This is a genomic window from Methylobacterium sp. 285MFTsu5.1 (assembly GCF_000383455.1).
In the GTDB taxonomy this organism is placed as follows: Bacteria; Pseudomonadota; Alphaproteobacteria; order Rhizobiales; family Beijerinckiaceae; genus Methylobacterium.
The window spans coordinates 390,894-404,322 of record NZ_KB911270.1; the positions used below are offsets into that span (position 1 = coordinate 390,894).

Genomic DNA, 13,429 nt, shown 5'->3' on the forward strand with positions numbered 1-13,429 from the left:
GTCAGGTCGAGCGGTCAGGCCGAGCGGACGGGGATACGGGCGCGGCAGGCGGGTCCGGACCCGGCGACGAGACCGATCTGCGCCACCGCGACGTCGACATGCGTCTGGGCGCCGCCGAAATCGGCCGCCTCGTCCGCGTAGAGACAGTGCTGGGCCTCGGCCCGGAGCGTGCGCAGGGCCGTACCGGCGTCCGAGAACACCGTCACGGCGTAGGTTTCCGGCTCGTCGAGCGGGATCTCGGCCGGCTCCCAGGCGTCGCCGTCGCGGCGGGCCCGCCGGATCCAAGAGAGCCGCACCCCGTCCGCCGCGCGCCGCGCCCGCAGGTGGACCGGCCGCAGCGGCGTCAGCGCCGCGAGGCCGGCCGTGGCGGTGATCTCGGCGAAGGCCGGGTCGGCCGGATCGCGATCCGCCGGCCCGATCCGGTAGCGGAACGCGCGGCCGACCTCGTCCAGCCGGTCGACCAGGGGCGTCACGGCGCCGTCGTCGAGGCGCACGATCAGGCTCCCCGCCGGGCAGACCCGCCCCGCCGCCGCCTCGCTGCCCGCGAGCCCGCGCAGGAAGCCGGACAGCCGGTAGGTGTCGGGCCCGGTCAGGACCGCGGACGCGGCGCAGAGCAGTTCCACGGTCCCGTCCGCGCCGAGCAGGGCGAACAGGTTGCCCCCGGCCAGCATCGCGCCCGCCCCGATCGAGGCCAGCGTCGCGCCGCGCCGCAGGGCGACGTCGAGATGCGCGCCCCGCTGAATCCGCCAGAGCGGGCCGGGCGGCAGCGCCGACAGGGTGCGCCCGAGGCAGGCCGGGTAGTCGACGAGGCGGTGCAGGGCGAGCGGCCCGTCGCCCGCGGCGCGCCAGATCGCGACCGCGCCGGGCCAGGGCTCGGCCGCCACCGCGCAGGACTGAAGGACCGTGGGCTCGCCGCGATCGATCGGCAGGTCGAGGGCGACGGCGAGCGGCGGTCCGGGAAAGGCGGGCGGCGCCACCGCCGCCTGGGCCATCGCGCGGGGCAGCCCGCGCCCGGGCCCCGCCCGGGGCGGCACGCCGCTCGCCTCGATCCGGCGGCCCGTGGGCGCGTCGTCGATCCGGTCGATCCGGCGCAGGACCGCGCCGCCGGGCACGTCGGCCGGGACCGCCAGGAGGTCGCCGGGCTCCAGCTCGACCCGGCGCGGGCTCAGCGTGAACACCGCGGTGTCGCGGGCCGCGATCAGCCGGTCGAGCAGCGCCTCGGCCAGGCCGTCGGCGGTCTCCCGGCGGGTGACGATCGCCGCCTCGATCCGGGTCTCGCGCCGCCGCAGGCCGGCGGGCCGCACGGCCGAGGCCGCGGCGCGCCGGTAATCCGGGCTCTCGGAATCGGTGATCCCGAGCTCCACGGAGCGCGGCAGGGCGCTCTCCTCGGCCCGGACCTGGTGCAGGACCGGCCGCTCCTCCGACAGCCGGACGAGGTCGGCCTCGGCCAGGATCACGGGCCGGTCGCGCCGGGGACCGCGCAGCCGCAGGGTGCCGGCCACCGCCGAGACGTCGAGACCGTAGACCTCCGCCAGGGTCTCCAGGGCGCCCCGCGCCGTGAGCGGCCGGTCGATCACGTAGCCGTCGAGATAGGCGGCGGCCTCCACGGAGACCGGCGCGTCGAACCCGAAATCCGCGAGGATCCGCTGGACCAGCAGGTCGAGGTCGCAGCCCTCGATCCGGCCGGTGATCCAGTGGCCGACCCGCCAGTTGGCGGCGTCGGCCCAGACGCCCCGCACCGTCGGGAAGGCCGGGAAGGGCCGCGCGTCCCAGGCCCAGACGAAGATCCCGTCGGGATCGACCATGCGGCCGCCGTAGACCGGCGAGACCGGGTTGTCGGCCTCCCGGAAGCCCGGCACGGCCGGGTCGAACCGCGCGATCACGGCCTCCAGCCCGCGGAGCTGGATCAGCTCGTCGCGCAGGGCGCGGGATTCCGGCGGGAAGGCGCTCTCGGACGATTTCGGGTCCGGGAAGACGTTGGGGCCGTTGGTGCCCTTGTCCACCGCCGGAACGCCGATCTCGGTGAGCCAGATCGGCTTGCCGGCCGGCACCCAGGTGGTGGTGCGGGTCTCGACGCCGCCGTCGCGCTCCACGTGCGGGCTCGACCACCACGCGACGAGGTCCTTGGCCCGGTAGATCCAGGGCTTGCCGGCGGTGCCGTCGGTGATCGGCCGGCGGGCCTGGGCGGCGCGGTCGGCCGCGTCGGCGTAGTACCAGTCGAAGGCCTCGCCGGACGCGCCCCGGGCCTTCAGATAGGCCCGGTCGGCGATGTCGCCCGTCACCGCGAGGTCGGCGTGGTCCGGGTCGTCGCGCCAGTCGGAGACGGGCGGGTACCAGTCGATCCCGACGGCGCCGATATGCGGGTCGGCGAACAGGTCGTCGAGGGGGAAGCGGACGGTGGCGCCGCCGTCGCCCACATGGGCGCCGTACTCGGTCCAGTCCGCCGCGTAGACCAGGGTGACGGCCGGGCCGAGGCGGTCGCGGAGCGCGGCGGCGAGGTCGCGCAGGGCCCGCACCGCCGGGTAGCCGGCCGCGCCGCGCACCCGGGTCAGGCCGACGAGCTCGCTGCCGATCACGAAGGCCGCGAGGGGCGTGCCCGAGGCCGCCCAGCCGGCCGCGAGGTCTGCGTAGTGCAGGACCGCGTCGCGGTAGCCACCCGCGAAGAAGGCCGCGACCTGCGCGTCGGCCGCGGCGGTCCCGTCCGGGCTCCCCGGAAGGCCCGGGGCCGGATCGCAGGTGATGCGGCCGCGCCAGGGATAGGCGGGCTGCGCGGCGCCGGGGGCGTGCGGATCGGGGAGCACGTTGCCGGCCGGCACGTCCATCATGACGAACGGGTAGAGCGACACCGCCAGCCCCCGGCGCGCCAGCTCGGCGATCAGCCGGGTCAGGCCCGCATCCGCCGGCGTGCCGCCGTAGGCCGGGCTGCCGTCCGGCAGGGTCGAGACCGTCTCGGCCCGGTCGCGGGCGATCCCGGCGACGCGCCAATCCTCCGGCCGGGCGCGCTTGTCGGCGGCCTCGACCTTGGGCACGACCCGGCAGGATCCCGCCCGCAGGTCGGTGCCGAACCACGTCGCCACCACGGCGACCCGGCGCAGATTCGGACACAGCGCCTGGAGCGCGTCGAGGGAGGCGATCACGTCGGTGCCGCGCTGGAGCTGGTGCCGGTTGGCGGCCTCGGTGCGGCCGAGCCCGAGATCGACGGTGACGCGGTCCGGATCGAGGCCGAACTCGCTGGCGCCGGGGATCAGGTCGACGGCGCGCACGCGGTCGAACAGGCCGTTGACCGGGCGGATCACCTCGAAGGCGAATTGCGGGACGCGGTTGCCGAAGGCCGCGAGGGCGAGGTTCTCGAACACCGCGTAGGCGAGGCCGCGATAGGCGGGTGCGTTCTCCGCGCCCTCCTTGGCGACGATCAGCGGGTCCGGCTCCTGGCCGGGGCCGCCGGTATGGACCCGCAGGGTCAGGCCGGCCTGGTCGATCTCCCGCCCGTCCGCCCAGATCCGGCGGACGCAGGCGATCTCGCCCTCGCACAGGCCGACCGCGAGGTTGGCGAAGTAGCTGTAGCGGGTGGTGACGGTCCTCGGGCCGCCCGCGAGCCCGCCCAGGCCCTTGGCGGGCGCGGCCGCGCGGGCGACGGTGGTGTTGGCGACCTCGAGCGGACGGGTCGCCCAGATCAGGGTGCCGCCGATCCGCGCCCGCCCGTAGACCCGCGGGATCGGATCGCCCTCGGTGGAGGTGAGCCCGGCGACGTCGGCGAGCCGCGGCCCCTCGACGAAGCGCGCGTGCCGCCCGGCCCCCGACAGGGCGCCGCCGAGGGCCGCGCCCGCGACGGAGCCGAGCGCGCGCCCGACCAGGCCGCCGATCGGGCCTCCGAGGGCGGTGCCGACCGCCGCGCCTGCCGAGGACAGGATCAGCGTCGCCATGGCGGGGCTCCGGATCTGATGGCGGTATCGCGTGGACGGGTTGCCGGTCCGTATCCGATCGGATACGTTCGACCTGTGACGACGATCCTGCTGTCCGACACCTTCCGGACTTGGCTCACGGGCCTGAAGGATCACCGCGCCCGGGCGCGCATCGCGGCACGTATCCGCAGCGCGGGGCTCGGCAATTTCGGGGATGCCAAACCGGTCGGGGCAGGTGTGTTCGAGATGCGGATCCCGTATGGCCCGGGCTTTCGCGTCTACTATGTCCGACGCGGCGAGGTAACGTACCTGCTCCTGTGCGGAAGCGATAAGTCCAGCCAGACCCGGGACATTCAGAGGGCCAAATCCATGGCCGCCTCTCTCGACGGAATCACCTGATGCGTTTCACACCGTTCGACGCCTCGGAATTCCTCGACAGTGAGGAGGCGATTGCCGAATACCTGGCGGCGGCGCTCGACGCCCCCGACCCCGAGCTGTTCATCGCGGCCCTGGGCGATGTCGCGAAGGCACGCGGCATGGCGCAGATCGCCCGGGAAGCGGGTGTCGGTCGGGAGAGCCTCTACAAGGCGCTGACGCCGGGCTCGAAGCTCCGCTACGAGACAGTCCGCAAGATCATGGACGTGCTCGGCGTCAAGCTCACCGTATCGACGCGTTCCTCGTAGGCGCCGCAGCGCGCCGGAAACCGGAACACCCCCGTCGCGTGCCGCCGCCACCATCCGGTGAGCGCGACCTCGGTGACGGCGGCCCCGTCGTGGGCGTGGATCATCGCGCCGGCGCCGGTGGCGATGGCGCAGTGGCGGGCCGGCAGGTGGCGGCGGAAGGCGAAGAGCAGGACGTCGCCCGGCCGCGGCGCCAGGTCCGCCAGGGGTCCGGGCACCGGCACGAGGTGGCGGGCGGCCGCCTCGGTGAGCGGGTCGGTCCCGGGCGCGGCCGATTCCGCCCAGGTGCCGGAATAGGGCGGCGGCACCTCCGGCTCGGCGCCGTAGAGCCCGCGCCAGACCCCGCGCAGCAGGCCCAGGCAGTCGCAGCCCACGCCGCGCAGCGACGCCTGGTGGCGGTAGGGCGTGCCCAGCCAGAGCCGCGCCTCGCCGAGCGCCGCGACACCGATATCCCGGCCGATCTCGCGCCGCATCGCGCTCATCGGAAGAGGCTCCCGCCGTCGAGGATGGTGTCCGAGCCGGGGACCGCCCGCATGACCGCGTCGTTGCCGGGCATGTGCGGGAAGCCCTGGAAATTGACCGCGTTGGCGAAGCGGTCGCGGCAGGTGGCGAGGCGCTTGTCGCACCCGGCCGTCAGGCTGAACCCGTCGCCGGCGGCGACCGGCCGGGGCGGCACCGTCCAGAGCTCGATCAGCGGCCCGAGCTGGAGGCGCACGTCCGCCGCGAGCCCGGCATTGGCGCCCGTCGTCCAGGTCAGGCGCCCGCCGGTGAACAGGCCGTCCGCGAAGGACCCGGCGAGCGCCGCCGCGAGCGTGGCCGGCTCCGGGACGCCCGTCACGCGGCCGGCCGTCGTCCACGCGGCGCGGTCCACCCGGCATCGGGCATCGCCGAGATCGGCGCCGCAGGTCGCCCGGTAGGTGCGGCCCCGCTCGGCGCCGAGCCGGTGCGCGAGGCCGCGCAGCTCCGCCACGAAGGCGTCACCGTCCCGGCGCACCTCGCCGATCGTGGCGACGTCGAGGAGGAGCCGGGTCTCGGGGCTGCTCCAGTCGACCAGCCAGGTCTCCACGGCGGCGCCGTCGTAGAGGCCGCCGGCGATGTCCGCCTCGGTGAGCCCGAGGCCGCTGAGCGCTCCCGCCACGTCGCCGCCCGAGACCGCGAAGCCGAGCTCGGCGCTGGCCTCGGCCGCCTCCAGCCCGGTGCGGGCGGCGTGGACGAGGCCCGCGACGGTCAGGTCGCGGTCGTGGTCGGTGAAGCCGAGGGCGAGCCCGTCCCGCCGCCGCAGGGACCAGCAGCGGCACAGGGTGGTCACCCCGCCGGCGAGATGCGCCGCGAAGGCCTCCGGGATGTCGCGCATGGCGTCACGCCTCCTCAGGGCACGATCTCGACGAGCGGCACCTTCGGGATCTCCCCGGCCGTGAAGGCGGCGAGGTCGATGGTCAGCGCGTCGGTGTCGAACCGGACCGGCACGTCGAAGGCGAAGCCCGCCGTCACGGCGGCGCCGGGCGGCGGGACGCGGCCCGGCGCGAAGGTGACGAGGCCGGTCGTCGGGTCGCACGCGAAGGCGCCGGGCTCGACCTCCCGGCCCGCCACCGCGACCCGGACGCTGCCCGCCACCGGCTTGGCGATCCGGCGCCTGTAGGGCGCGAAGCCGGCCCCGTAGGTCTTGACCAGCGGGAAGGACGCGGTGGCGCCGTCGCCGGTGCCGAGCGGCTGGTCGAAGGGACCCGTCGGCCGGCCGGGCGGCCCGGAGCGGTCGTCGACCCGGTCGCGGAACCGGAATCCGTAGAGCCGCCCGCGCCGCTCCTCGAAGAAGGCCAGCACGGCGTGCAGGGCGTCGAGGCCGCGCATCCCGAACCCGGCCTCGTAGCGGCGGCGGGAATCGGCCCAGCGGCCGTTCCGGTGCTCCCGGCCCGAGGCCAGGGTCACGATCTCGGTGAGCCGCTGCGGGCCGCCGCCGGCGCGCAGCGAGACGTCGAGTGGGAACAGCACCTCGTGGAAATCGTCGGCCATGGCGGGCCTCTCCGGTTCGGGTGGCGACAGGGCCGCGCCGGTCTTCCGGGGCGTCCTCGCGAGCGCAGCGACGCGACCCAGGGCAGCGCGACATCCGTGACCGTGGCACTCCGGGATCGCTTCGCTCCGCCCGCGAGGACGGAGGCCGGGCCGCAGATCCCGCGCGACGCCCGGGGAACGGTATCGCTGCCGGATCGGAGCAGCTGAAAAAAGTCTTCCGAGAGGCGCCGGAAAATCAAAAGCGCCGTTCATCGACACGGGACGGCAGTTGATCGAAGATCGCCGCACCGAAGCGGATGTTCTCCGAAGTCCTCTCGGTCCGCACATCTCGGTTCACCGCGCGATCCGCACGACGCGGCGCCGTTCTGCCAGGGAAACCTTCCGATGAGCGCCATCCCCCAGCCCCTGCACGCATCCGCCCCTGCCCTCGACATCCGCCGCGTCGCCGGCCGCATCGGCGCGGAGATCCGCGGCGTCACCCTCTCGGGTGACTTGGACGACGGGACGGTCGCGGCGATCCGGCAGGCGCTGAACACCCACAAAGTGGTGTTCTTCCGCGACCAGGACCTCGACGAGGCCGGGCAGGAGGCGTTCGGCCGGCGCCTCGGCGACCTCGTCCCGCATCCGACCGTGCCCTCCCTCGCCGGCACGGCGGGAATCCTCGACATCGACGGCAGCCGGGGCGAGCGGGCGAGTTCCTGGCACACCGACGTGACCTTCGTGCCGGCCTACCCGGCGCTCTCGATCCTGCGGGCCGTGACGCTGCCGCCCCACGGCGGCGACACGCTCTGGGCCAACACGGCGGCGGCCTACGCGGACCTGCCCGAGCCCCTGCGCGACCTCGCCGACAAGCTCTGGGCGCTGCACTCGAACGTCTACGACTATGTCGGCGGCCGGGTGAACGTGTCGGAGGCCGGGCGGCGGCGCTACGACGAGGTGTTCACCAGGACCGTGTTCGAGACCGAGCACCCGCTGGTCCACGTCCACCCGGAGACCGGGGAGCGCTCGCTGATCGTCGGCCACTTCATCCAGCGGATCCTGGGCCTGACCACCGCGGATTCGCAGCACCTGCTGGCGATCTTCCACGACCACGCGACCCGGCCCGAGAACACCGTGCGCTGGTCGTGGCGGACGGGCGACGTGGCGATCTGGGACAACCGCGCCACGGTCCACCGGGCGGTGGACGATTACGGCGAGGCGCCCCGCGTGGTCCGCCGCGTGACGATCCAGGGCGTCGCGCCGGTGAGCGTCGACGGCCGCACCAGCCGGGCGCGGGAGACGGAGGCGCGCAGGGCGGCGTGAGCTGTGGCCGCGCGCGCCTCAGGTCGCCCGCTGGCCGCGCGCCACCGCCCGGGCGAGGCTCGCGGTCACCTGCGCCTCCGAGCGGCGGAAGGCGCCCGGATCGGGGGTCGCGATGTTGACCGTCACGGAGACCGGCCGCGCCGCGGCGCCGCCCGCGGCCACGCCGAGGCGACCGTCCGGCCCGCGGCCGAGGGGGAGGATCGCCTCCGGGCCGGCCTCGCCCATCAGGCCGGCGCCGCCCGCCATGGGGAAGTAGGTCGGCGCGGCCACGACGCCGCCGGCGGCGAAGGGCTGGACGCGGCCGCCCCGGAACACGCCCCCGCGGGCGAAGCCCGTCTCCGCGCCGGAGCCCAGCATCGCGCCGATCAGGCCCGTGAGGCCCGACTGGATCGGCCCGGCCGCCGCCCGCGCCGCCACGCCGGCGAGGCGCGCCCCAATGGTGCCGAGCACGCCGTCGAGGCTGCGGCCGGACGCGGCCCCGCGGGTCAGGGCAGTGTCGAGGCTGCGGCCGAAGCTCTGCGCCAGTCGGTCCAGGGTCTCGAGCTGCCGGATCCGGTCGTCGGACAGCGAGTCGGCCTGCGGGTCGGTCTCGGCCATGGCGGTGCCTCACGGTGGGTCGGGATGGGCGGCGAGGAGCCGCGCGAAGGCGGCGCGGGACAGCGGCTCCGGGCCGGCGCGCCGGCCGAGCGCCGCGGCGAACTCCCGCGGGGTCGCCGACCAGAAGTCGCGGGGCCGCCAACCCAGCGCGCCGAGGCCGAGGGAGAGGGCGTCGTCCCAGGGGAAGCGCTCCGGGGCCGGACGCGGCGGCGGCTCCGCGTCCGGCCCTAGGGAGGGTTTGCCGGGCCCGGTACCTCCCCGCCCGCCGCCTCCCCGCCCGGCGCTTCCCCGAAGGCCGCCGCCAGGACGTCGCCCAGGGCGGCCGAGACGGCGTCGAGCCCGCCCGCCAGCGGCAGCCGCGCCACCGCCGCGTCGTCGAGGTCGTGGCCGCCGCCCCGCAGGGCGACGCCCAGGAGGGCGATCAGGTCGCGGGCCGAGACGCGCCCGCCGGCGAAGCGCGCGGCGAGGCCCGCGAGGTCGCCGGCCTGGAGCGCGGTCTCCAGCTCGGCGAGCGCGCCGAGGGTGAGGCAGAGCGTGTAGCGCCGCCCGCCGAGGGTGAGCGGCACCTCGCCGCGGATCCGGTTGGCCACGGCGCTCAGACCGCCGCGAAGGCGAGCGCGCCGCCGGATTCGAGGCTCATGTCGAAGGTGACCTCACCGGCATGGTCGCCCCGGTACTCCAGGCTCGCGATCTGGAACGGCCCCTCCAGGATCCCGAAGGCCGGGATCACGATCTGGAACACCTCGACCGCGCCCTCGAAGAACAGCAGGCGCAGGCGCGCGTCCGAGGCCTGGTCGCGGAACACGCCCGAGCCGGCGATCGCGGCCCGCCGCACCCCGGCCCCGGCGAGCAGCTCGCGCCAGCGCCCGGCGGAATCGGCGTTGGTGACGTCGACGGTCTCGGCGTTGAGGGTGATCTGGCGGCTGCGCAGGCCCGCCACCGCCACGAAGCCGCCCGCACCGTCGCCGGCCCGGATCAGCAGGTCCTTGCCCTTCTGCGCGCCCATCGGCACCCTCCTCACAGGTTCTCGGTGACGGCCTCGACCGTCAGGGTCGCCCTGGCCTCGCCGGTCCGGGCGTCGCGCCGGGCGCGGACGGCCCGCACCCGGAGGGTCACGAGCCGGCAGCCGGCCAGCGGCAGGACGAGGGGCGTCGGGGCGTCCCGGAGGAGCGCCGCCATGCGCGAAGCGGCGTCGAGGGCGGTGCGCACCGAGCCCGCCTGGGCGATCACCGCGATCGCGTGGCTGTGCCGGTGGCGCTCGGCGCCGTCGACGGATTCGTCCGCGATCTCGGCGTCGCCGAACAGCGCGTAGACCGGGAGCGTGCCCCGCGGCGGCTCGTCGTAGAGCCGGACGCGGCCGCCCAGCAGCGCGGCCAGGGCGGCGTCGGCGGCGAAGCGGGCGATCAGGCCGGCGCGGAGCGCCAGGAGCGGGCCCGGATCGCTCACGACCGCCCCTCCCCGGGCAGCTCCTCGACGTGGCAGATCAGGTCGCGGCCCCGCGCGTCGGGCTCGGCGACGGCGCGGATCGCGAAGCGGCGCGGCCCGGCGGCGAGCCGCATGGTCGGGTCGAGCGCGGCCCGGCTCCGCAGGGTGACGCGGTAGGCGGGCCGCGTGTCGGTGCGGCCGCCGGCCGGTCGGTCGGCGAGTCCCGCCGGGGCGATCGCGCCCCACAGGACCGGGCCGGCCACGTAGCGGCGCAGCACGCCCCCGAACCCGTCGGGCTCCTCCAGGGGCCGCTCGAGGACGAAGCGGCGCCGCCGCGCGCCGAGGGGCGGGCGTTGGAACGAGGTCGCCATCGGGGAAGCTCCGGGTGCGAGGATCACAGCCGCAGGCGCCGGAACGGCGCGCCGAGCGCGGCGGCGTCGGTGCGGGCGGCGTCGGGCTCGTCGCCGCGACGCTCGTAGCGGGCGGCGGCGAGGCGCAGGATCGCGAGGCGCAGGGGCTCGGGAAGCGGCGGACCGTCGCCGCCGTACCCGGCCGCGACCTCGATCAGGATCGTGCGGCCGGCGGGATCCGGCGCGGCCGGATCCACCTGCAGGGACGGTGCCCCGTCCGGGTCGGGGCCGAGGCGCACCAGCCCGGCGTCGAGGTCGGTGACGCCTCCGGACGGGTCCGCGAGGCCGGCGCGGAGGATCGCGACCAGCGGGCTCAGGGGCAGCGGCACCTGCCCGTCCGGCGGCCAGGCCGTCAGGGCGATCCGGTACCGGCCCGGGACCAGGATCCGCCGGGTCTCGATCTCCAGGCTCGCGCGGGCCGCCGCGATCAGGGCCTGGAGCAGGCCGTCCTCGTCGGCGCCCGCGTCGGAGTCGACGCGCAGGTAGGCGCGCAGGTCGGGCACGCCCACCGGCTCGACGGCGGCGGCGGCGATGCGTAACGGGATCATCGCACGTCTCTCTGCAGGTGGTCCGATGCCGATCTCGAAGCGCCGCCCGGCGGCCCGCGCCGCGCGGGTAGCGACCGTCACGGCGATCCTGATGGCGATCCCGGTGCTCGCGGCCGTCCCGGCGCGGGCGATCGTCGGCGGCACCGAGGCGCCGGCCGGCGGGGCCGTGATGGTCCTGTCGTCGAAGGGCGGTGTCTGCACCGGCGTGGTGCTCGGCCCCGACACGGTGCTGACCGCCGGCCACTGCCTCGCCGACGCCAAGGAGCACCGCGTCCATTTCCGCGACGCCGCCGGGGCGCCGGTGCTCGTCGACGTCACCGCCCAGGCGGTCCATCCGGGCTACGACGCCGGCGCGGCCGCTTCCCGGCGGCGCTCCGTCGATCTCGCGCTGCTGCGCACCGAGACGCCGCTGCCGCCGCGCTTCGCGCCCGTGACCCTGAGCGCCGCCCCGGCGCGGGCGGGCGAGACCCTGACCCTGTCGGGCTACGGCGCGGCCAAGCCCGGCGACCCGCGCTCCACCGGCACCTACCGCAGCCTCGGCCTGCCGGTGATCGAGCCCTACGGGCCGAGCCGCATCCTGGTCTGGCTGAAGGGCGCGGGCGGCGGCGCCTGCCAGGGCGATTCCGGCGGCCCGATCGCGGGACCGGACGGGGCGGTGCTGGCCCTGTCGGCCTGGATCGGGGGCGCCTGCGGCGGCCTCACCCAGGGCGTCCTGGTGGGGCCGCAGCGGGGCTGGATCGACCGCGTGCTCGACGGCTGGGACCGGACGGCGCGCTGGGTGCAGTAGCGGCGCGGCGCCGCGTGCGCAGGGAACCTCAGCTTGGCCGGGCTATTGCCTTGCTCTAGGCTCACTCGATCTGGGGCCCCTCGCCCCAGGCTCCCTCGGCGCCGCCTCCGGCGTCCCCCACCCGCGCCCGCGCGCGCCCGGAGTTCCCGATGTCCCCTCGCCCGATCCGAAAGGCCGGCCCCCGCGAGCGCAGCCTGCGCGGCGGCCTGTGGGGCGGGTTCCTGGGCCTGTCGCTGCTCGGCGCCCTCGGAGGCCTGCTGCCCACGCCCGCGGCGGCGGTGATCAACGGCACGACGACGCGGGACCCGAACGGGGCGCGCAGCTTCGTGGTGCGGATCGAGAGCACCGAGGGCGAGATCTGCTCGGGGACCCTGATCGCCCCGGACCTCGTGCTGAGCGCGGCCCACTGCGTGATGCGGCCGGCCGGCTACACGGTGATCAGCGTCGACCGGAACTTCCGCCAGCACCGGACCGCGGTGATCACCGCCTCCATGCACCCGGACTTCGTGCCCGGGACGACCCCCGAGGACCAGCCCGGCGTCGACCTGGCGCTGCTCAAGCTCGAGCGCCCGCTCGGCAACGACTACGTGCCCCTCGATCCCCGGGGCGCGGGCTCGATCACCGACGGGCAGCCCGTGGACATCGCGGGCTTCGGCGTGGTGGCCGAGAACCGGCGGAACTCGGCGCGCATCCTGCGGCTCGCCCACCTCGTGTCGATCGGCTCGCTCCAGGTCGCCAACCGGGTGACCGTCGTCACCGACCGGCGGCGCATGGCCGAGACCTCGGGCGCCGGCGCCTGCCTGGGCGATTCCGGTGGCCCGATCCTGACCGGCGGCCCCGGCGGCTACCGGATCGTCGGCGTGGTGAGCTGGTCGAGCGGCGCCCTGCAGCAGGGCGCGCGCCGGACCGCCTGCGGCGGCTTCACCGCCGTGACCCCGGTGGCCGAGCATGCCGGCTGGATCGCCGCGCGCACGGCGGAACTGTCGCGCATCCAGGTCGGCGACGCCCTGCCCCGCGGCAACCGGTCCGACTGGATGGCCCGCCCGGGCCGCCGCCGCTGAGGGGCCTCACCGCAGTCGGGCCGCGGCCCGGCCGCGGCCTGACCGCCGCAAAGCCGCTGCCCGCTCCCGGATCCTTCGCGCCTGCGGGAACCCGGAGGCCGATCGGCACTTTTCGCATCCGAACCTTCCCGGCTCACGGAGCGAGAGCATGGCCGACACCGGCACCAGCAACACCCCGCGGACGCACAAGACCCGCAACAACACCGACTCGAACGCCAAGAAGGTCTCGATCGAGGCGCTCAACGCCCGGCTCGCGGACGGCATCGACCTCGCCCTGGCGATCAAGCAGGCCCACTGGAACCTCAAGGGCCCGCAGTTCATCGGCGTCCACGAGATGCTCGACGGGTTCCGCACCCAGCTCGACGAGCTGAACGACAGCGTCGCCGAGCGCGCGGTCCAGCTCGGCGCCACGGCCTTCGGCTCGACCCAGGCGGTCGCCGAGCGCACCAAGCTGCCGGCCTACCCGACCGGCATCTACGCCATCGCCGACCACATCGCCGCGCTGATCGACAGCTACGCCGCCTACGCCAACGCGGTCCGGCAGAACATCGACGAGACCGACGAGGCGGGCGACCCCGACACGGCCGACCTGTTCACCGAGATCTCGCGGGCGGTCGACAAGCACCTCTGGTTCCTCGAGGCGCACGTGCAGGAGCCGACCGGCACCCTGCGCGACGGCAACGCGGGCCGCTGAGGATCGCGGCGCC

16 protein-coding genes and 1 pseudogene are annotated in these 13,429 nt (G+C 76.0%); 6 read left to right on the forward strand and 11 right to left on the reverse strand.

Features of this window, described 5'->3' with window-relative positions:
• Positions 1-14: 14 nt before the first annotated feature.
• Positions 15-3,923 carry a glycoside hydrolase/phage tail family protein gene (locus H288_RS0101950; protein ID WP_020090908.1) on the reverse strand — a complete coding sequence of 1,303 codons (3,909 nt, stop codon included), beginning with the start codon at positions 3,921-3,923 and terminating at the stop codon, positions 15-17.
• Positions 3,924-3,998: 75 nt separating this feature from the next.
• On the opposite strand from H288_RS0101950, the gene H288_RS0101955 reads away from it, so the two are divergent.
• Positions 3,999-4,301: a type II toxin-antitoxin system RelE/ParE family toxin gene (locus H288_RS0101955; RefSeq protein WP_020090909.1), complete on the forward strand. Its 303-nt coding sequence runs from the start codon at positions 3,999-4,001 to the stop codon at positions 4,299-4,301.
• The gene (locus H288_RS0101960; protein ID WP_020090910.1) at positions 4,301-4,585 is read left to right on the forward strand and encodes an addiction module antidote protein; all 285 of its coding nucleotides are present in this window, start codon (positions 4,301-4,303) and stop codon (positions 4,583-4,585) included. The genes H288_RS0101955 and H288_RS0101960 overlap by 1 nt, the downstream gene beginning before the upstream one ends.
• Here the strand turns inward: H288_RS0101960 and H288_RS32020 are convergent.
• Genes H288_RS32020 through H288_RS0101975 form a run of 3 tightly spaced genes read right to left on the reverse strand, consistent with a single transcriptional unit; the run spans position 4,516 to position 6,592 of the window.
• Positions 4,516-5,064, reverse strand: coding sequence for an NlpC/P60 family protein (locus tag H288_RS32020; RefSeq protein WP_020090911.1), 549 nt, complete (start codon positions 5,062-5,064; stop codon positions 4,516-4,518). The genes H288_RS0101960 and H288_RS32020 overlap by 70 nt on opposite strands.
• The gene (locus H288_RS0101970; protein ID WP_020090912.1) at positions 5,061-5,936 is read right to left on the reverse strand and encodes a DUF2163 domain-containing protein; all 876 of its coding nucleotides are present in this window, start codon (positions 5,934-5,936) and stop codon (positions 5,061-5,063) included. Before H288_RS0101970 ends, H288_RS32020 begins: the two co-directional genes overlap by 4 nt.
• A gap of 14 nt (positions 5,937-5,950) precedes the next feature.
• Complete coding sequence (locus H288_RS0101975; RefSeq protein ID WP_020090913.1) at positions 5,951-6,592, reverse strand: DUF2460 domain-containing protein; 642 nt, start codon at positions 6,590-6,592, stop codon at positions 5,951-5,953.
• Between the two features lie 384 nt (positions 6,593-6,976).
• Here H288_RS0101975 and H288_RS0101980 point away from each other — a divergent pair, with 384 nt between their 5' ends.
• On the forward strand, positions 6,977-7,894 hold the full coding sequence (locus tag H288_RS0101980) for a TauD/TfdA family dioxygenase (RefSeq protein WP_020090914.1): 918 nt from the start codon (positions 6,977-6,979) through the stop codon (positions 7,892-7,894).
• Positions 7,895-7,912: 18 nt separating this feature from the next.
• Here the strand turns inward: H288_RS0101980 and H288_RS0101985 are convergent, their stop codons facing one another.
• From H288_RS0101985 to H288_RS0102010, 7 genes and pseudogenes are all read right to left on the reverse strand, one after another.
• On the reverse strand, positions 7,913-8,491 hold the full coding sequence (locus tag H288_RS0101985) for a phage tail tape measure protein (protein ID WP_020090915.1): 579 nt from the start codon (positions 8,489-8,491) through the stop codon (positions 7,913-7,915).
• A 9-nt stretch (positions 8,492-8,500) separates the two neighbouring features.
• Positions 8,501-8,665, reverse strand: a pseudogene (locus H288_RS33715) (phage tail assembly chaperone); the annotation flags it as partial.
• A gap of 53 nt (positions 8,666-8,718) precedes the next feature.
• The gene (locus tag H288_RS0101990; protein WP_020090916.1) at positions 8,719-9,081 is read right to left on the reverse strand and encodes a gene transfer agent family protein; all 363 of its coding nucleotides are present in this window, start codon (positions 9,079-9,081) and stop codon (positions 8,719-8,721) included.
• 5 nt (positions 9,082-9,086) lie between these two features.
• On the reverse strand, positions 9,087-9,497 hold the full coding sequence (locus tag H288_RS0101995; protein ID WP_020090917.1) for a phage major tail protein, TP901-1 family: 411 nt from the start codon (positions 9,495-9,497) through the stop codon (positions 9,087-9,089).
• A gap of 11 nt (positions 9,498-9,508) precedes the next feature.
• Complete coding sequence (locus H288_RS0102000) at positions 9,509-9,937, reverse strand: DUF3168 domain-containing protein (protein ID WP_020090918.1); 429 nt, start codon at positions 9,935-9,937, stop codon at positions 9,509-9,511.
• Entirely contained in the window at positions 9,934-10,287 is a 354-nt protein-coding gene (locus H288_RS0102005) for a head-tail adaptor protein (protein WP_020090919.1), read from the reverse strand. Before H288_RS0102005 ends, H288_RS0102000 begins: the two co-directional genes overlap by 4 nt.
• 23 nt (positions 10,288-10,310) lie before the next feature.
• A complete protein-coding gene (locus H288_RS0102010; RefSeq protein WP_020090920.1) occupies positions 10,311-10,874 on the reverse strand; it encodes a phiE125 gp8 family protein in 564 nt (187 codons plus the stop codon).
• Positions 10,875-10,899: 25 nt separating this feature from the next.
• On the opposite strand from H288_RS0102010, the gene H288_RS0102015 reads away from it, so the two are divergent.
• From H288_RS0102015 to dps, 3 genes are all read left to right on the forward strand, one after another.
• Positions 10,900-11,661, forward strand: a complete 762-nt coding sequence (locus tag H288_RS0102015) for a S1 family peptidase (protein ID WP_020090921.1) — start codon at positions 10,900-10,902, stop codon at positions 11,659-11,661.
• Positions 11,662-11,810: 149 nt separating this feature from the next.
• Positions 11,811-12,722, forward strand: a complete 912-nt coding sequence (locus tag H288_RS0102020; RefSeq protein WP_020090922.1) for a trypsin-like serine protease — start codon at positions 11,811-11,813, stop codon at positions 12,720-12,722.
• A 148-nt stretch (positions 12,723-12,870) separates the two neighbouring features.
• Entirely contained in the window at positions 12,871-13,416 is a 546-nt protein-coding gene (dps, locus tag H288_RS0102025; RefSeq protein WP_012321876.1) for a DNA starvation/stationary phase protection protein Dps, read from the forward strand.
• Positions 13,417-13,429: the final 13 nt, after the last annotated feature.